Origin of the sequence: Streptomyces sp. NPDC048479 (assembly GCF_040651435.1) — a bacterium.
Taxonomy (GTDB): domain Bacteria; phylum Actinomycetota; class Actinomycetes; order Streptomycetales; family Streptomycetaceae; genus Streptomyces.
This window is the reverse complement of sequence record NZ_JBEZKA010000032.1, coordinates 39,135-58,188: the sequence shown is the minus strand read 5'-3', so window position 1 is coordinate 58,188 and position 19,054 is coordinate 39,135. Positions and strand designations below refer to the sequence as shown.

Sequence of the window (19,054 nt, the reverse complement as noted above, 5' to 3'; positions counted from 1 at the left end):
CTCACGCCCGCACCTCCTGTCCGGTCAGGAATCCGGCGGCCTCCAGAGCGCGGCGGGCGTCCTCGGCGGACAGATGACCGTAAATGTCGATCGTGGTGGCGATCGAGGAGTGGCCAAGGATGGCGCTGACCACCTCGATGGGCACCTTGCGGCGCAGAAGCAAGGTCGCCCGGGTATGCCGGAACCAGTGGGGGTCGAAGTCGGTCCCGGTGTCGCGGCGGAGCCGCAGCACCAGGTCGTAGACGGCCGCGTAGGTCAGCGGACGTCCGTAGGAGCCGCCCCAGAGGTTGACGAAGATGTAGTCGCTGTCCAGGTCGCCGTACTCGCCGTGCAGATAGTCCGCGTAGAGCCGGATCACCTCGGGGCCGATCGGGATCGTGCGAGGAGAAGCGGACTTGGCCCGAGCCCGGTTGTCGTTGACCCGCGGCGTGACCGTCAACTCGCCCTCCGCCGCGGCCAGGTCCTCGTGCCGGAGCCCGAGCGCCTCACCGATCCGGATCCCCGTCTCCCACAGCAGCGCGAACAAGAACCGGTCCCGCAGCCGGGTGCAGGCGTCCAGGATCACCTGGACCTGGGCAGCGGTCAGGATCGTCGGATACGTGCGCGGCGCCTTCAGCTTGATCGTGCGACGCCGCTCGGGCTGGCCGCCGGCCAGGTGATACAAAAACGGCTTCCAGCCTGTGCGTCGCGCACGGACCGGCTGCAGCTCAGTGACGAGATCGCCGAGATCCACACCGTGGCGTGCGTGGAAGACGTACAGACCACTGACCGCGGACAGCTTCCGGTTGACCGTGGTCACCCCGCAGTGATGTTCCGCCGACGGCAGCATCGTGACGCGGCCGTCGCGGCCTGCGGGCGGCAGGCGGAGCCAGGCGACGAACTCGCCCAGGTCCTCCAGCCGGACCTCGCGCCAGTCCAGGCCCCGTCGGCCGAGGAAGACGAACCAGTCCTTCAGATCATGGGCGTATGCCTTGACCGTGTTCGGCGACCGCTCGATGTCGGTCAGATAGGAGAGGTACCGCTCGATCGGCTCGACTATGCCGCCCTCGTCGCCGAGCACGGTCCACGACTCAAGCGACGAGGCGGGCATCAGCACCCGTTGCACCAGCATCAGACCTCCTGGGGAACTGCGTGATGGACGGCGGTAGATAACCACCTCCACCACACAGATCTCCGCCCACCCCAGGCCCGTGCTGCACGTCAAGGACACAGTCCAGAGGACTCAAGAGAAGCTGCAGGAACCGCCGGTCCACCCCGTCCTCCGTGAGATGAGTGATGTAGGAGTGGCGCAGCGAGTGCGGGACGAGTGCACGGGGCAGGCCCAACGCGTCGCGGTAGGCGACGAACCGGGCATTGATTTCTGCGGGCTTGACCCGGCCTCCCCGTTCGGTCAGCCACAAGGCAGGGTGCTCCGTACAGCCGAATCTCGGCCGAACATTCTCGGCGTAGTCCCGCACCGCCTCCACCGCCCAGTCCATCACCGCCAGAACGTTCCGGCGCCTCGGCGGCTGTCCCCGCTTGGCCTTTCCGTAGCGCACGTTCAGCATCCCGTAGCGGCCGAACTGCGGCGCCTTCGCGTTACGGCCGAAATCGACGAGATCGAGCTTCGATGTTTCCGTGCGCCGCAAACCCCAGCCATAGACAACTTTGAACAAGGTCGCATCCCGGTATGCCACGAGCGCGCCCTTGCGTCTGGCGCGCACCGCACGATCGACCTGCTCATCGGCATAATCGAGGAACCGCTGCAACTCCTCGCGGGTGAAGGGCCGGGCTTCCGGATCACCCTCATAGCCGTTCAGATGAGCGATCGTGTTCCACTCGTGGCAGATCGCCACCGGATGCGTTCCGAACTCCGCCTCACACGCCTCCGCCCACCCATAACGTGCATCGGTCACATACTCACTGAACAAACGCAGCTCGCACTGGTACGCACGCACAGTGGACGGAGCCAGATGCCTCTCCCCCATCAAGGAGGCCGACCACTCATCCACGTGAGCCGGCGTCCACACCCAGGGGTACTCGTTCGTGAACTCCAGGAAGCGTTGCACGGTCCGCTCCCGCGCTTCGACCGTGTCCGCTTTCAGCCCGCGCGCGGCCTGCTGAGCACGCCATCCCCGCAACATCGCCTCCACCATCGCGTCCTGCGGCCGCAACTGCACCACGCCAGCGACCAGCTCCAGATGCGCGGCACCGGCAAGATCGCTCCTGCGTCGAGAACCCACTCCCAGGACCTCCCGTCTCCTGGGCAAATCCTGCATCAGACGGGATCAAACCTTCAACTGCCCTGATAAACAGCCGGGTTCGGAGTAGCGTATGAAGGCTTAGCAGCGCCATAGCGACCTCACGACCTGCGACAACTCACCCACCTAATGCAATACCCAAGGGTCGCCGTACCAGGTGGTGTGCGTGGACGTGACCGACACCCACTTCCAGGCCGCGCAGCTCCTGGGTGCGGAGGGGCGGTCGGACGAGATGCGCGGGGCCCGGCTCGCAGCGCTGCAGACCGCGTTGGTGAAGGCGTCCGCGGAGGAGAACTTCCGGCGCACGCTGGTCTTCCACCATGTCGTGAAGGAGGCCGAAGCCTTCGCGGCCGGCCTCCCGAACGTCGCCGCGCAGCTGCACGCCAGCGACCCCGAGCTGTACCCGGCCACGATCTGGGCCAACTGGCTGTGCGGCGAGCACAAGCCGCTCCACCGCCGCCGCGTCCTGGGTGAGTTCGCCGACGGCATCGCAGGCGACGGCACGGTCGTGGAGAAGGGCTACCTGGGGTCCGTGAAGGTCCTCGGGGAAGGCGTCGACACGAAGAACTGCGACTCCGTCTACTGGGCGGATGTGCGCGGCTCCATGCCCGACCTGGTCCAGGCCGTGGGGCGGGCGCTGCGGGTGCAGCCCGGCGAGGGCAAGATGGCGTCGCTCGTGGTGCCGATCCTGCTCGGGCCCGGCGAGACGGCGGACAACATGCTCACGTCCCGGGCGTTCGGCGGCTTGGCGAAGCTGCTGGAGGCGCTGAGGGCGCACGATGCGCGGATCGTGGAGACGCTCGCGGAGCAGCAGGCCCCGAGCCGCTACAAGCCCGTGAGCAAGGACGAGAGCGGGAAGAGCACGGGCGGGAGCGGCGACGGCTCCGGGGGCGTCGTCAGCGCCCCCGCGAAGGCCCTGTTGAAGTTCTCTGTGCCGCGCGACCCGGCCGCGCTCGCGGCGTTCATCAACCTGCGCGTCCTCAACCCGGAGCACGAGCACTGGCGGCGCGGGGTAGAGGCCGCCGTGATCTTCGCCCGCGAGCACGGCGACCTGCGGGTGCCGTTCACGTACCGCGTCCCCGAGGGCGAGGAGGCCGAAGGGGTGGGGTGGCCGGCCTCGCTCGCCAACTTCCCCCTCGGGCAGTGGACCGCCGACGCCCGCCGCTTCTACGCCCGCGGCGACATGGACGAAGACCGCGTCGACCAGCTGGAGAAGCTCGGCATGGTCTGGTCGCACTACGACGTCGCCTGGGAGGAAGGTCTGTCGGCAGCGCGTGGGTGGGCCTCCGAGAACGGCCACCTCCTGGCGCCGCTGGACGCCGCCCACCAGGGCTACAAGGTGGGCATCTGGCTGAAGAACGCCCGCGCCGCCGCCCGGCACGCCCAGGAGCTTGAACAGCGCCAGGCCGAAGGGCTCCCCGTCCAATCATGGACCGGGGCGATGTCACCGGAGCGGCACGAGCAGCTGGAGGACATCGACCCGTCCTGGTGCCCCACCTGGCCGGTCGAATGGCAACGCGCCTTCCACCTCACCCGCCTCCACCTCGAAGAGGTCGGAAGCGAACTGCCCACCGAACCCGGCGTCGTCGTGCACCAGGGCGAAGACCTCGGCCGGTGGGTCCGCGCCCAGCGCCACGGCTGGGACAAGCTCACCGGCGTACAGCAGTGGATGTGCGAACAAGTCCTCGGCATCACACCCGCCAGCGAGGACGAGAAACCCAAGCCCCGCACCAGCCAGGCCGACAAGTGGGCGCTGCACCACACCGCCGCCCAGCAGTTCTACCAGCGCGAAGGCCACCTGAAGGTGCCGCGCAAGCACATCGAGCCGGTGCTCTCCGAGGACGGCCGGGAGCTTCAGTTCCGCCTGGGGGCATGGGTCAGCAACCAGCGGAGCAGGGCCGCCACGCTGACGCCGGAACGGGTGGAGCAGCTGTCCGCCATCGGAATGCGCTGGGCATAGGGGGCTCGCGTGTTCCATTCCCGCTTTCGTATGCCTTCGTTGATCAGTCTGAGAAGCTGTGTCCTCTTTGCGCAGGTCGGAGCGCTCAAGCTGGAGAGGGCGTCGTCAGCTTCCAGTACGTCTTACCGTTCGGCGAGGTCGCGGATGGTGGCGGTGCCGGACCGGACGATCCAGGTGCCGCTGCCGGGCGGGGTTTCGTCCGAGCGGGCCTTGAGGCCTTCGACGTCGATGGCTGGCGGCCACTGTGTGGTGTGTTCGGACCAGTGGATACCGCTGAGGTCGATGCCGGTCAGGTCGGCGTTGCGCAGGTCGGTGGTAGTGAAGTCGTCCAGGAGCGCGTGCAGCGAGTCCTTGTCGAGGGCGGGGGGCTCCCGGCGGAGTGCCAGGCCGATGGCCCGGCCAACCTCGGCGGTACGAATGTCGACGATGATGCCGATGGCGCGGGCGCCGTCGAGGTCGAGGGCGAGGGCGCCGTCGAGGTCGAGGGCGAGGTCGAGGTCGCGGGCGCGGGCGCGGGCGCGGTCGAGGTCGAGGTCGCGGGCGCGGGCGCGGTCGAGGTCGCGGACGAGGTCGCGGGCGAGGTCGCGGGCGCCGTAGAGGCCGCGGTCGCGAGCGAGGGCGGCGTAGAGGTCGCGGACGAGGTGGCGGGCGAGGCCGATGGCGAGGTCGAGGTCGCGGACGAGGTGGCGGGCGAGGTGGCGGTCGAGGTCGCGGTCGAGGGCGTGGGCGAGGTTGCGGGCGAGGTCGATAGTGCGGGCGCGGGCGAGGTCGCGGTCGAGGTCGCGGTCGAGGTCGCGGTCGCGGTCGAGGTCGAAGCTGGCTGTTTTGACGTCGGGGTTGTTGCGCAGGGTCATGCGGTCTGCGGGACTGAGCGCGCGGAGGAGTTCCGTTGCGTCGGTGTGGTGGTGCGGCGTGTCCTGTGTGTCCGCCGGTGGGGTCAGGGGGGCGGGGAGGATGGCGGCAAGGCCTGCTTCGGTGTCCAGGATGGTGTCAAGGTCGTCTGTGGCGGTGTCGTAGCGGGAGTGGAGGAGGATTTCGCGCAGACCTGCTTCGGCGTCGAGGAGGTCGTCGAGGGCGCGGGTCAGGGCGTGCTGGTGCTGGGTGAGCCAGTGGTGCGCGGCCTGGTCGTGGACGTTGGGGTGGCGGGTCACTGGTCCTCCTCCCGTGCCTTGAGGTAGGCGGCTGCGGTGCGGCGGGCCTTTTTCAGGTTGGCGCGTACGTTCTCGGCCAGCAGCCCCAGGTGGTCGGCGATGTCGGTGGGGGTGAAGCCTGCCAGTGTCCAGGCCATGGCCTGGCGCTGCTTCATCGGCAGGCTGCATAGCAGGGGTAGCGCGTCGTGCCGGGCCTCCCATTCCGCGATAGCGTCGGGCCGGGGCACCAGGGAGGTGGGTTCAGGTACGTAGTCGACAGGTTCTTCGACGGAGGCGACCTTGCGCACGAGCGCGCGTGAGGCGGCTTTGTGGACCCAGGCCTTCGGATGAGTGATGTGCTCCCAGTTCCGGTAGGCATCGGTCATGACTTCCTGGGCAATGTCCGCGGCCACCTGAACGCCGGCGCCGTGGTTGATCAGGAAGCCGGTCAGGGGTCGGATGTTCTCGCGGTAGAAGGCGGAGAACTCCTCGTCCGTCTGCTGCCGGGCGCGCTGGCGTTGGCCGGACGGGCCGGGGGGTGCGGGCGTGGCCGCAGGTCGGTCGGCGCTGTTTGCCGGGTCATGGTTGCTCACGCTGCCTGGTCCTCCCCTGGAACCGGAGTGCGGGTGATCTTCACTTGCAGGCGGTGGCCGTCGCTGTCCCGGTCATCGAGCTCGACCTGGCCGTTCAGGGCCACCGTCTCGGTGACCTGAAGAAGGTATCGCTGCCGCTGCTGTTCACGGCGTGCCCGCCAGCGCAGGCGGATCCAAAGTGCCAGCAGCGTGCAGGCCTTGGCGATGACGGTCGAGACGATGACGGCCGTGGTCGGGTCCATCAGGGATCCCCCCTGCTCGTACTACGGGCCCGTCCTTGAGGCCGGGCAAGAGTTAAGGGGGCGAGGAGCTCATGATCGTGAACTCGTGGGCCGGACAATTGGTCCCGCGGGCCTTCGAACGCTTCCCGGGCGGCCGGATCCCCATGCGCGGGTCAGAAGCTGTGCCGGACCCACCCGGCGCGTACCGTCCTCCAGCCGCTCGACCCGGATGACGGACACCCCGTCCAGGTCCAACAGCAACGTCGTATCGTTGACCATGCCCGTGGCTCCCAGATGATCGTTCTGCCTCAAACACAGAAATGATCACCCAGGACCACGGGCTTCCTGCATCCAGGACCGACAACCACTCATTCGGCATTGACAGTGACGGGAAGTCAGCGCGTACACCTACACGCACCGCTTAACTTCGAAGACCCCGTATCGACGCAGCGGACCGTCTGCGGCGAGCTTCGATGCCTTGGGCCGTGACCGGCTCTCGGCCCAGGCCCGCTGGGCCCGGTGCGGCCGATAGACGCCGTCGACCGCCCGGGCGTCGATCTCCCGCTTGACCGTGGACGCCGGTCGCCCCAGAGCCCGTCCGATCGCCCGCAGCGAATGGCCGGCCCGGTGCATGTCAGCGATCGTCTCCCGCTCGGTCACGTTCAAAAACCGGGGGTGCAGCCGCGCGTCGACCGCCGCGAGGGACGGCTGGGTCGTGGCGGCGACGGGTAGTGGTCACACCGGTCTTGTAGTCAATCAGGCGGCCGTCAGCGCGCAGGCGCGAGTGGCCGATCTGCCGGATGCCCTGGTCCCAGTCCTCGGCGGTGCGCTCGTGGACGCCGGCCTGCGCGGCGGCATCGCGGCGTCGGACTCCGGCCGCACGCAGCCGCTCGTACTCCGCCCGACCGGGATGCCCGGGCCTGCGAGGCTTCCCGCGACCGCGGACACCGGCCTGACCGGCCCATCCGAACGCCGTATTGCGGTTCACTCCGACTGCGCGAGCGGCAGCGGTGATGCTGCCGTCCTCCCGATCCAGTGCCTCGAAGAACCTCGCCTTCAGCACCTCAAAAACCCATGATCCCCGCAACTCCCTGAACTCCAGGGTGTTGCGGGGATCAGTAGAACCGGCCAAACCCGGCGGGGCATCGCCTTGCATATTTCGGAGACGCCAAGGTGGAAGGCGGAGAATCCCTGTGCTCAGTACATGGATTTCGCGTCCAACTATCAAGCGCTAACGGGGCCCACGAGCGGGACCCGTCACTTGACCAGGTGACACCTCAACCTTCAGCGCTACTCACTGCAGAACGACAGCGCTGAACCAGCCCGTTCTAACCTCTCCGAGAACTCCACCACGGGCCAGTTCACGACAAGATGACAAGACATCCTCCCGAGAAATATCAAGTCCGTTATCCAAGCTCTCAATGAAGCGAATCACTCGCCAATCATCGAAGACTTCCGACCCATCCGGCAGAAAGTCGACATCTACTTCCCTGCCCTCCTGATCGACCATCCTGCAACCGATTCCATGAACCGCGTAGTCCACACCGTCACGCGAGGTACCACGTCGATCCATACCGCCACGCCTGACCAGCGGAATCACGTCAGAAAGCGTTTTCAGTGCTGGATAACTGGTGACCATCGACTGCCTCACCGACGCCAGTGCTGAGACGAAGTCGAGCACGCATTCACGTGCGGGTGCATTCACCATGGTCATCTCCGCTTGTACTTATTTGTCAGGCTATCCGGTCTGACATTCGCCCATGCGGCAACGACGTCGTCTGCACTCTTGTATCCGTACTCTTGGAGCCGTTCCAGGGAAATATTCGTGTAGGGAACTTCTATTCCAGCGCGCTTGGCGGCAGCTACTCGATGATGGCCGTTGATTACATATCGCGATCCACCATGCTCGAACACCTCGATCGGGTCTCCTTGCCACCCGTTCTCCTTCATGTCCTTTGCCAGCTTGTCGACATTCTTGATCGAAGCATTCCCCGATAGACCCTCAGTACGACTCAGCGAATACGGGTCGGCGATCCCGCAGCTTGAATTGTGCACAAGGACCGGAGTCTGTCCCGCCAGCACATAGTACGTGTGCAGGTCGTCGACGGTGAGGTTGTAGGTCCGTGCATGCTTAGTGAAGGCGCGGTTGCCTGCCACGGCGACCGTGGTGCCATCATCCGTGAGCAGGGTCATGCCGGGCTTGAGGTTGCCGGCTTCGACCCAGCGATGCTCGGATGCCACCCAGAAGGGATGTTCGTGCGTGGCTGTGAGCTTTTTCGTTCCCTCGTCGGTCGCGATGGCGAGTTCGTTGAAATGCTTATCGTCCTCATTGACGATAAGTCGGGTGACTTTACGCTTTCCGGTCTTCCCTGTTTCCGGGTCGGTCGCAAGAACTTGATCACCGGGTTTGATGTCTTCGATGTCCTTTGTGGAGCCATCAGCCATCAAGACATCAGTTCCGGCGAGGAAGCATTTGCATCCGCTCAAGGCTTTCGCTATTGCGCCGGATTCCCCGTTAGCTGCGATCGAACCCGCTGCGGCTCTTCTGGCTAGTGCCCATTCCATTCCCGCACCAACGAGGTAGAGCCCGACGGTGACGGCTGCTTCGCCGCAATTCTTGCCCTTGACGATGCATCGCCCGACGACCTTGATCCCGAACGGGTCGTCGCCGACTTCCAGCAGGCCGGCTTTCTGTGCGGTGCCGCAGAAGGCAGTGTATTCGGAGCTGGGCGTGTTACTGAAACAGTTGTTCTTGGCCCATTTCTCTATCCGGTAGCCATATGTGTCCTGGTTCTGGTAACCGGCTGCATAGTTGCCCAGCTCTTCGTATCGGGGCACTCGGATTCCGTCGATCACCGGCTGGCCGTCTTCTGATGTGGTTCCACCGCCACCGCTGGCTGTTCCGCCGGTGCTACCGCTGCCGCTGCCGACGTGCTCCTGGGGCGGGGCGTTCACTCCCGCATCTCCGCCGTTGGTCGGCATGCAATGGCCGTTGCCGGGGTCGACACAAAGCCCCGTGGGATCAGATGTAGTAGTGGGGTTCTGGTTGGCGTAGCTGTAGCCGTTGAGGGCTTGGTGCTGGTCGAGGGAGAGGATGGGGTCGACGCTGATGAACTGGCCGGTGCCGGGGTCGTATTCGCGGGCGCCGATGTGGGTGAGGCCCGTTTTCGAGTCGGCGGGTTTGCCGAGGAAGGCCTTGTCGTCGGGCCAGGTGGTGGGCTTTGTACCCCGTGGGGCGCCGAACGGCGTTGTGTAGCGCTTGGTCGGCGCCAGCGTGGTGGCGTCGATGGCGAGGCTGCTCGTGCCGTGGTGGTCGGCGGCGAGGAAGTTGAGCTTGGTGCCGGTGGTGCCCGCGATGGCGGTGCGGACGGCGATGGTCTGGCCTGCGGCGGTGTAGTTGCGGGTGCCGGACAGGGTTTTGGTGGTGCCCTTGGTGGTGAGGCGGATTTCGGTGCCGCCGAGGTAGAGGACGGTGTCGCCGTCGGCGGTGGTGTTGCGGCGGATCAGGAGTTCGCCGGACGCGTCGTAGAAGTAGCTCGTACCTGTGGCGGGTTTGGTGCCTGCGGCCGGTTCACTGCTGCCGGCGAGTTTGCCTTCGGTGTTCCAGGTCAGGGTCTGCCGGGCCTGGGTGCCGGGGCGGCTGGTGGTGTTGCCTGCGGGGTCGTAGGCGTAGGTGGCGGCTTTGGCGCCGGTGGTCTTGGCGAGCGGGTGGGGCTGACTGGTCGGGGTGCCGTAGGTGTAGTCGGTGATTTTGTTGCCCGAGGTGGTGTGCTCGGTCTCGGACTTACGCTGCCCGGCGGCGTTGTAGGTGTAGCCGGTCCAGTACGGGGCTGCGCCGTCGAGGTTCGCGGTGGTGCGGCCGCTGGCAGCGCAGTCGGCGGTCTTGGGGGTCCAGGCTTCGGTCAGGCGGCGGTGGCCGTCGTAGGTGAAGCACTGGTTGTCGGTCTTCTCGGTACCGCCGAGGGTGCTGTTGTCGAAGATCTTCGTGACGTTGCCGGCCTGGTCCTGCGTGAAGGCGAGGTCCTGCAGGCGGTATCCGTGGATGTCTGATTCGACGAAGGAGTTCTTCAGACGGCGAGTGCCCTGCTCGTAGGCGTAGTTGAGGTAGAGCTTCTTGGTGGACGTCGGGTCGGTGGCGAGGTCAAGGCGCATCAGGTCGCCCAGCGGGGAGTAGAAGCCGCCTTGGAGAAGGCCCTTGGACGTCTGCTGCAGGCCAACGCCCGTGAAGTTGTACCCGTTCTCCACGACCTCGGATGGAAGACCGGCCACGGCCGGGCTGGTGGATGAAGCGATGCTGCCGTCGAGGAAGTAACTGGTGGAGAACGACAGGGTCTGCGGGACGCCGGCGGCGACCAGGGGTTCCTTGGTGCTGTCGGGGAGGATCAGCTGGCTTCCGGTGACCTGGTAAAGGTTGTCGTAACCGGTGACCTTGCTCGTGTAGGCCTTGCCGGTCAGGCCCCCGTCGTAGCGGACAGCGGTGTCCTGCTGGCCCTTCCTGAGCGTGTCGAACGTCCAGGCAGCGAGCTTGGTGGCGTCCGTCTTGGTGCCGTCCCACAGGCCGGTTTTGCGGCCGAGAATGTCGTACTCGGAGACGAGTGTCTTGCTGCGGGCCACGTCAGTGGTGCTGATGGCCTGGTCGAGTTCATTGAAGGCCGTGGTCGATTTGCCCTTGTCCGGGTCAGTCGCTTCGATGGGGCGGCCGAACAGGTCGTAACTGTATGTCCACTTGGCCTGGTCAGGGCCGGTGACGGTCTCCTGCTGGCCGGCCGGGGTGTAGGTGAAGGCGGTCTTGGTGACGTCGCTGCCGGAGGGCTGCGTGCCGCCGTATTCACGGCGTTCGGTGGCCTGGCCCAGCGCGTTGGTGACCACGGCGGTGGCCTGTCCGCCGGCCGGGGCGCTGCTGGCGACGGTGTCGCCGGTATAGGTGGTGTCAGTGGTCCAGAGCGGGACGTTGTAGCTCTGGGTGACAGTGGTGGTCGGGCGGGCTGCGCCGTCGTAGGTGGTGACGGTCTCGATGGGGGCCTGGCCGCCGTCGATCTGGACCATGGTGCCGGACGGATTTGTAGCGTTGGCCCAGATGTCGCTCGAGGCCTTCACCGCAAGTCCGCGCTCGTCGTAGACGGTCTGCGCGATGACGCTGCCACCGGACGGCGAAGGCGTCTGCACCTGCCGGGGGCGCAGGAGCGAGTCGAAGATCTCGTACGTGGTGTTGTAGCCGGAGCCGTTACCGCGGGCCGTGGCAGTCGAAACCCACGGCAGGCCCGAGGCGGTGACGCTGTAGGTGTAGACGTAGTTGGCGGGTGCGTTGAGCACCCTCAGGCGGTTGGGCAGCCACACGCTGCTGACCCGGCCGAGCGCGTCATACGTCGACTCGGTGACCTTGCCGTTCGGGTCGGTGACCATCGTGGCAGCGCCGGTGGCGAAGTCGACCAGCGTGGTGGTCTTGTAGAGCTTGGCATCCTCCACCGACGACGACGTCAGCGGCCCGGCGGCCACCGGGTTGTAGGTCGTCTTCGCGGTGGTGGTGTCGTTGGTGTCCTTGACCGTCAGCAGACGGCCCAGCACGTCATAGCTGGTGGTGGCCGTCTTCTGCCAGACCGGAGAATCGTCCGTGCCATAGGCCTTGGCGCGGCCCGTCCACAGCGGCTCCCCCTTGGTTGGGGTCTGGGTGCCCGTCCAGGTGGTCGTGTCGTAAGCGATCGCAGTGTCGGAGATGACGTCACCGGGGCGCTTCGCATCAACTGGCAGGTCAAGAAGCGCGTCCGTGGTCGCACAGGGCTTTCCTACCGTGCGGGTGCGGGAGGCCAGGGAGTTGATGCCGAGGGTGTCGTTGCGGGCGTACCAGGTGCGGGTGCACGTCTCGTCGCCGCTGACTGCGTCGTCGCCCTTGTCCTCGGCCGTCTCAGCCATGCCATACGCGTCGAACGTGGTCGCCGTGGAGCGCACCCGATCGTGCGGGGTGCCGCTGGTGGTGACGTTGGTGCGGGTATGCGTGGCGGCGGTGCGGACGAAGTACGCCTCGGTGTCGGCGTAGGACTTGTGCTGGGTCGCGGTGCGCTTGGACCAGGGATCGTTGACCGTGCCGGAGACTTCCTGAGCTCCGTTGTAGGTGACGCTTTCACGGGTGAACCCGGCGTACTGGTCGGCATCGGCGATCCCCGCGGCCTTGATGCCGCCGGCTGTGACGCTCTTGCGCTGGTCCGGGTCAGGGGTCTTGCCGTCCGTGCCGAGGACCCGGTCGCCGTTCATGCCGCGCATGTAGACGTTGACCGTCTTGGACTGGGTCTTGCCCGGCAGACCAGTTATGTGCGTGACCTTTTCGAAGCCCCGCCAGATCGACCAGGTGCGTTCCTTCTCCTTGGTGAACGGGTCGTCGTTGTAGTGCCAGGCCCCGCCACCGGAATACGTGTAGGTGTGCTGCACGGCCAGTGCGCCCCCGTATGCGTCCTTCGCGGAGACGACCTCAACCGGGTACTTGTGGAACCAGTCCAGGACCGGGTCCTTCTCCCCATTCGGAGACCAGTACACCGGGTAGCAGCGGCGGGTGTTGGTGTCGACCTTGGGCATGGTCTGCCCGGCCAGGCAGTCGGCCTGCATGTAGGAGACGGTGGTCTGCCCGCCGGTCTCGGAGGTGATGGCCTTCAGGCGGGGCTTGGTCAGCGGCAGGATGTCGTCGGTGGCGCCGTCGACCCGGTTGGGGCGGGACTCGTGATCGAACTTGACCGGGTCGAGCGCGAGGTCGGTGCCGCGCTTACCGGTGTGCCGGATCTCGTCCAGCCACAGCGTCTGGTCGGTGGAGTCTCCGGTGTCACCGGGGTCGAGGTACTGCTGCTTCAGCTCCCAGGAATCCACCGACGCGAAACCGGGGGTGGCGGCCGCCGCATCCCACGCCTGGGTGGCGATACCGGTCATCCGCTTACGGGTGTAGAAAGAGGGGCCGGTGTTGCCGGTGCACTTCTGATCCGCCTTGCACTCCGCGTCGAACGGCACATCGGGCCAGTTGTCACGGGTCGCGTCGGTCAGCGAGCCACAGCCGGTCCCGGCGGCCAGGCAGCGCTCCGCGTAGCCGAAGACGACTTTGTCCGACGCGGCCGGGGTGGCGGAGAACAGGGCGCCGGCGCGCTGCCCGTAGCGGATCTCTGCCAGGTAGCCGCCGCGGGTGTAGGCGGTGCCGTTGTTGTCGTCGCCGAGCATGTCGTAGTGGTTGAGCTCAGCCTCGTACCAGTAGGACATGGCGTTTTGGTGGGTGTCTTCGACGTAGTCGAGGTTCCACCGCCAGGCCTGCGTCTTGGACCGGCCGGAGAAGCTGGAGCCATCCGCGTAACCGGGCTCGCCCGCATCGTCGCCGAAGACCGGCACGGTCCATACCGAGTTGGTGCGGTCGGTAGCTCCCGCGCCGTCGAGCTTGTTGAGGCCGAAGACATACTTCGTGCCGTCGCCGGTGGTGACGGTCCAGTGCTCGCCGTTGTCGTCACCGTTGTCCGCGCCCGTGGCAACGGTCACCGTGGAGGCGTCGTCGTTCTTCAGCCGCCACTTACCCGTGGTGTCGTCCTTGACGAGCTCGGTGGCCTTGCCGTTGAGGACGAGGGAGGCGTTGTCGTACTTCCAGCACAGGTCGAATTTGTCGGTCTGGCCGTCGTCGTCACAACTGCCGTACTTGCGCTCGACGTAGGACGAGGTGATGTCGAAGCCCTCGCCGATCACCGTGCCCTGGTTGTTCGTGGACGCGGTACGGCCATCCACGCTGCCCGAGTCGTAGGAAATGGCCAGGTCTGGCCCGGGGCCGGCCGCGGACGGCGGCACACGCAACGGGTAGGACCACGTGAACGTGCCCGCGGAACCACCCGCCTCCCACGTCGACGACGCAGCGAGCGGGGTGGCCTTGTAGTCACCGCCCCCGGACTTGGTGCCCGCCGCGAGCGCCAGGACCATGGTCTGGCCGGCAGAGGGGGCAGTCGCGGACCTCGCCACCATGCCCTGCACCGCGCTCGGCGCGGTACCCGCCACCATGCCCGGCGCGGTACTCGGCGCGGTACCCGCCACCATGCCCGGCGCGGTACTCGCTGCCGTGCCTGGCGCGGTGCCCGGCGCGGTACTCGCTGCCGTGCCTGGCGCGGTGCCCGGCGCGGTGCCCGGCGCAGCTTTGAAGGCCAGTTCGGTGCTGAGGTCTTGCTTCGTGCGGTGGTTGGTGAACTCGACCGGTGTGCGGGTACGGCACTTCGCTACGGTCGGGTTGCTGAGCGCGCAGTCGGGCAGGCGCAGGACCTGCAGACGGCCGGCCCAGTCACCGCCGTAGGCGGACGCGAACGCCGCATAGTTGATACCGAGTGCGGCCTGTCCGCCCGTGGTGGGGCCCGTGACGGTCACAACGATGCCCTTGACGCCCAGCGCGGCAGACTTGTTCTGATCCAGAACGTTGACCACGACCGAGCCGGCGAGGGGGGGCCTTGGTTTGCTCCCGTTTTTTCCCTTGGCAGGCTTCGGGTGGCCCAGGGTGACCGGCAGCATTCCCGGAGCGGCCTTCGCCGCACCCGTGGACGGCAGCGTCAGGGTGGACTGCCCGGCCGATGGCCACGTGACGGTCTTCGCCCGGTCTTTCGTGGCGCGGGCGATCTCCTTCTTGTCGGCCGCCGCGGCCGTCTTCACGACTGCGGCGGTCTTGTTGTCCACCCTCGCGGTGAACGGCGACACCTTGACCGACGTGAACTTCGGCAGGGCTGACGGGCCCAGCGGATCCGGCTCAGCAGCCCACGCGATCGGCGTCAACAGGCCCGGCACCATCGCGAACCCGACAATCGCGGCGATCCGCCGCGTCCACCCTCTCCTCGCGCCGGACGCGCGTGCGCCCGTGCAGCCAGACCTACCGAAGTTCGTCATGTCCCGCCCCTGGTGTGTGCGACCCGTCCGGGCCGCGGCTTATGCCCCGGCCGGGGGGCCGGGTTCATGCGTGTGCTTGGGGCAGGTCCGGGCGCTCATGCCGGCCCGGACCTGCAGTACTACGTGAGCGCTAGGCGCCAGATTCCTGCGTCTGGGCCAGGACCTGAGCGCCTGACATGGCACCGGTCCAGACCCGGAGCTTCTGCAGGGCACCGGGCAGGTAGTGGGCTGTGGTGCCCGCGGTGGTGCCCCGGCCGGCCGACAGCTCACCCGTCCCCTGTTGGGCGGCGGTGAAGGAGTTCGTATCGCCCGAGTCGTTCATCGACTCAGCTCCGATAAAGAGGTGCAACTCGCCGTAACTGTCAGCGCTGCCCTCAGTCCGGCGGGCCTGCGCGTCGAAGACACCCGTGACATCGACAGACGCGCCTGTCGTGTCAGCGAAGCCATTGAGCTGTGCGACCTCGGCCGACTGGACCACCAGGCCCGTGCCGTCGACGGCGGTGCGAGTGAACTTCCACTGGTAGACCTCCTCAGCAGGCTTAACGACCCACAGGGCCCAGGAGGATTCCCCGCCGGTGCGCTGTCCGGCGACCTGTGCCTGGTAGCCGACAGGCTTCGCCTGGAGGTTGAGCTTGTTCAGGCTGACCTTGGCGGAGACGGTGAACGAACCGGTCTCGTCCACCACTGGGCCGGTCGCGGCTGCGTAGCCGGTGGTGCCGTTGAGGACAATGCCTTGCTCCGCGTTCAGCGTCGCGCCGCCTGCCAGTGTCAGGTTCGGCCTCTTGTACAGCGAGGTGTCCTGAACCGTGGTGCCGCTAGCGGCGGTTGCATCCCAGGACGCCGCGAGGGCGGTGGCCTGCTCGCTGTTCTCGGTCAGGTTCGCCTCGTCCGCGATGAGCGGGCGCCCCTGGGCCCGCTGCCACACCGCCAACTCGTCGATGCGGCCCATGAAGTACTCACCGGCCTTGGAAGCCCCGACCCTCATGTCCTGCGCTGAGGTCCACGGCGCATAGGCAGGGTTCACGCCGGCCAGCACGACGCCCGTCGCGGGCCCTTGGGGGCGGCCGTTGACGAACAGCTGGATGGTGTCGTTTGCCTTGTTCTGGTCGCCCTTGGTGTCGAACACGCCGGTCAGGTGCGTCCACACCTTGGTGGGCGGGTTCGTCGTGTCCGCAAGGGCACTGACGTAGACCGGGGTGGCGGAGTCGGCCACGGCCCGGTCGAACACCCATTTCTTCTCAGAGCCTGAATAGGACAGGTTGAACGCGGCCGAGGTGTAGGCGCCCGGAGCGGAAGCAACCACCCTCGTCTTGTTCGCATCGGTCAGCATGACCCATGCCGAAACCGTGAAGGACTTGGCGGTGTCTACTGGGGCGCCGCCCTGGGTCGAGGCATAGCCGATTTGCTGCGCGGGATCCGTGACGTCGTCGTTGAGGCGCAATGAATGGTCATCGATGCCGCGGCGTCCCTCGGGCCCCCAGGTTGCGGCCTTGCCCGCCTGCTGGTGCAGCTCAATGGGATGACGAGTGGTGCCGTCGGTCGCGCTGTCGGTGACGCCGTTGAAATGCCAGCGTCCGACCGCCCCATCCGGCTGCTCCACCATGAATTCGAAGGTCGAGGCTGGGCCGTAGCGGTTGCGGACATCCTTGGCCTCAACGGTCAGTATCGTAGAGCCCGCTACAGGCGGCGTCACATCGGTGACGGTGACGACGTCCCCGTTCGCGTCGACAGAGGGAACCTCTTTGGCACCTGACTTGGTGGACAGGGACCAGCGGTAGCCGGTGATGTCCGGGTCGGTCGTGTCGCTTGCGTCTTCGGGATTGGGTTTGAACGTGAAGGAACCGGCCTTGCCCGGCTCCCCGCAGCCCACGTCCGCACACGCCGCGTTGTATGGCGCGCCCGGCTCGATCACGGGTGCCTCGGGCGCGTCAAGGTCGATCTTGAAGTAGCACCAGTGGGAGTAACCCGAGGAGATCGCTGTGGTGACACCCTCGTAGGTCCAGAATGACTGGGTGAGCACTTTGAAGCGGTACAGCGTGGCGTCGGCGCCACCGGCCAGGCTCACCTTCTCCAAATCACCGTTCACGTCGTAACCCGCGGTCGGTTGGTTGACCTGCCAGGCGTCGACGAAGCTACTCCCTGTGTTCCTCTGGACGAAGAAGTGGGAACGCAGGGACCCCTTCTCCGAGTCATTGGCCGGCGTCTGCAGGGTGCGGACCCTGCCCTGCAGTGTGGGATCCACACGCGTGGCGATGTCGGGGGCGTTCGCGTCAACGGAGCAATGTGCGATCGCGCCGTCTCCCGGAATCGCGCCGACGTTGATCGGGTATCCGGGCTTGAGGACATAGACGACCTGCAGTTCCGCGTTCTCCTTGAACCGCTTCCAGGCGTCCGGGTCACTCTCGTTCTTGGCGCGCAGCATCAGCGTCAGCCGGGAGAAGTTGCCGTCGGCGAACGAGCGGACCGTCTTGGTCAGGTTCTCGTCCGGCTCACTCGCACTGTCGTTGAACTCGACCCACGAGTCCGGCTGGGCGGGCGAGCAGTTGTCGCCCCGGCCCGCCGAAACGCTGCGGTCGCCCATCAAGTCAAGCTGCGTAGGGCCCGGCCAGCGCGTAGCGCTGGAGATGTTGTTCGTGCGCCACAGGTCCACATCGTGCGCACTGCACGAGAACGACCATGTCTCATACGCACGGAAGGTGGCATCGATGACGTACTTGCCGGACAGCTGGGCCGGGGAGAACTCGAAGTACATGCGGTTGGTGTAGTCCGTGCCGCAGTACCACGGACCCAGGTGGCTGCAGTTGCCAACACCAAGGTCTCCGTCGAAGTCCCAGAAATGGTCCCCGTCCGAGGACAGCACCGTCTTCTCCGAAACACCCAGTCCGAAGGAGGGGTCGATGTAGACCGGGTAGACGGTGTCCTTGCCGCGCAGCAGCGTCAGGTTCGGCTCAACCGCGACCGCGCCGTCTTCGACCTGTACTGGGAGTTCCGCGCTGGCGTCGTCGTGGTCCGGCCGGGCGGCCTCCGGATCTCCGTCCACCGCGGCGGCCGGCTCATCCGGCGACTCCGTACGGAGCATCTGCGGCTGCGCCCCGGCACCCGCGGTATCACCCGTGGAGTCCCACATCAGGCCGGCCGGGCCGGTGAGCACGTTGTTGCCGTCGCCGTCCACGGCGCGCAGTCCCCCACCCGCACCGGGCAGGATGTCCAGTTTCTCGCCCGACGCGGTGAGCTTGACCTGCTCCAGATCAGAGCTGGCCGCAGCCTCAGCGGACTTGACCACCAGCACCTCGCGATAGCCAGTGGCCGTCGCCGTCAGCTGCAGGTCGACGCCCTTGAACACCTCGGGGTAGGTCGCCGTCGCCCCGTCCAGCGTCGGCTCCGGCAGCGCCTGCGGCCAGCCCAGCTCGACCGCACCCTTCGACGTGGCCAGCCGGATCAGATCCTTGCCGCTGCCGCCACCGGCGAACGACAAGTCCACCACGGCAGCCTTCGGACCCACCGAGCCATCCGCACGCCGAACCAGCGTCACATCCACACTGCGCCACGAACCGTCCCCGGACTTCACCCGCTGAGGCGTCGTTGACTGCGTCAGCGTGAACGTACCGTCCGGATTCGCCATCGTCTGCGCATACGGCGTCCTCTCAGACATGACCTCCACCGGCTCACCCGTCGCAGCGGCCAGCGCCGCCGCGCTCTGCGCCGACGCCGGCGCCCCGGCCGGCACTTGCGCCGTGGCCTGACCAGCCAACGGCTGCAGCACCGAGGCCACGATCGCCGCGGCTGTCACCACGACTGTTCTGCGGCGCGCACGACGCCACACCCCACCCCTCAAAACCCCACCCCAGGTCTTACAAGATCCCCACATGGACTGGCCAAATATGTGCTTCCGCTTTACATCCGTCAAGCAAGATGGGGCGAGTTTGTAGCGAATCGTGACGAACCGAAGGACGCGCCCTGGAGGCGCTGCGCGATGAGCACCTGGAGCGAGCCCGCGTGGTGCACTCCGTGGCCGGGGCGCACCGGTAGCCGC

At 66.8% G+C, this 19,054-nt stretch carries 9 protein-coding genes and 1 pseudogene; 1 reads left to right on the top strand and 9 read right to left on the bottom strand.

Annotated features, from left to right (window positions below):
* Position 1: 1 nt before the first annotated feature.
* Together AB0D12_RS34365 and AB0D12_RS34360 are read right to left on the bottom strand one after the other, a co-directional pair.
* Entirely contained in the window at positions 2-1,111 is a 1,110-nt protein-coding gene (locus tag AB0D12_RS34365; RefSeq protein ID WP_362691840.1) for a tyrosine-type recombinase/integrase, read from the bottom strand.
* Complete coding sequence (locus AB0D12_RS34360; RefSeq protein WP_362691837.1) at positions 1,071-2,222, bottom strand: tyrosine-type recombinase/integrase; 1,152 nt, start codon at positions 2,220-2,222, stop codon at positions 1,071-1,073. The genes AB0D12_RS34365 and AB0D12_RS34360 overlap by 41 nt, the downstream gene beginning before the upstream one ends.
* A gap of 250 nt (positions 2,223-2,472) precedes the next feature.
* Between AB0D12_RS34360 and AB0D12_RS34355 the strand changes: the two genes are divergently transcribed.
* Positions 2,473-4,200, top strand: a complete 1,728-nt coding sequence (locus AB0D12_RS34355) for a Helicase associated domain protein (RefSeq protein WP_362691877.1) — start codon at positions 2,473-2,475, stop codon at positions 4,198-4,200.
* Positions 4,201-4,322: 122 nt separating this feature from the next.
* On the opposite strand, the gene AB0D12_RS34350 is transcribed toward AB0D12_RS34355, so the two are convergent.
* The 7 genes and pseudogenes from AB0D12_RS34350 to AB0D12_RS34320 all read right to left on the bottom strand — a co-directional run bounded on the left by AB0D12_RS34350 (position 4,323) and on the right by AB0D12_RS34320 (position 18,811).
* On the bottom strand, positions 4,323-5,351 hold the full coding sequence (locus AB0D12_RS34350) for a hypothetical protein (RefSeq protein ID WP_362691834.1): 1,029 nt from the start codon (positions 5,349-5,351) through the stop codon (positions 4,323-4,325).
* Positions 5,348-5,923: a sigma-70 family RNA polymerase sigma factor gene (locus AB0D12_RS34345; protein ID WP_362691831.1), complete on the bottom strand. Its 576-nt coding sequence runs from the start codon at positions 5,921-5,923 to the stop codon at positions 5,348-5,350. The genes AB0D12_RS34350 and AB0D12_RS34345 overlap by 4 nt, the downstream gene beginning before the upstream one ends.
* Positions 5,920-6,165: a hypothetical protein gene (locus AB0D12_RS34340; protein WP_362691828.1), complete on the bottom strand. Its 246-nt coding sequence runs from the start codon at positions 6,163-6,165 to the stop codon at positions 5,920-5,922. Before AB0D12_RS34340 ends, AB0D12_RS34345 begins: the two co-directional genes overlap by 4 nt.
* A gap of 417 nt (positions 6,166-6,582) precedes the next feature.
* Positions 6,583-7,030: pseudogene (locus tag AB0D12_RS34335) on the bottom strand (helix-turn-helix domain-containing protein); the annotation flags it as partial.
* A gap of 408 nt (positions 7,031-7,438) precedes the next feature.
* Complete coding sequence (locus tag AB0D12_RS34330) at positions 7,439-7,852, bottom strand: hypothetical protein (RefSeq protein ID WP_362691825.1); 414 nt, start codon at positions 7,850-7,852, stop codon at positions 7,439-7,441.
* A 2-nt stretch (positions 7,853-7,854) separates the two neighbouring features.
* Entirely contained in the window at positions 7,855-15,021 is a 7,167-nt protein-coding gene (locus AB0D12_RS34325; RefSeq protein ID WP_362691822.1) for a polymorphic toxin-type HINT domain-containing protein, read from the bottom strand.
* A gap of 130 nt (positions 15,022-15,151) precedes the next feature.
* Positions 15,152-18,811 carry a LamG-like jellyroll fold domain-containing protein gene (locus tag AB0D12_RS34320; RefSeq protein ID WP_362691819.1) on the bottom strand — a complete coding sequence of 1,220 codons (3,660 nt, stop codon included), beginning with the start codon at positions 18,809-18,811 and terminating at the stop codon, positions 15,152-15,154.
* Between the last annotated feature and the right edge of the window lie 243 nt (positions 18,812-19,054).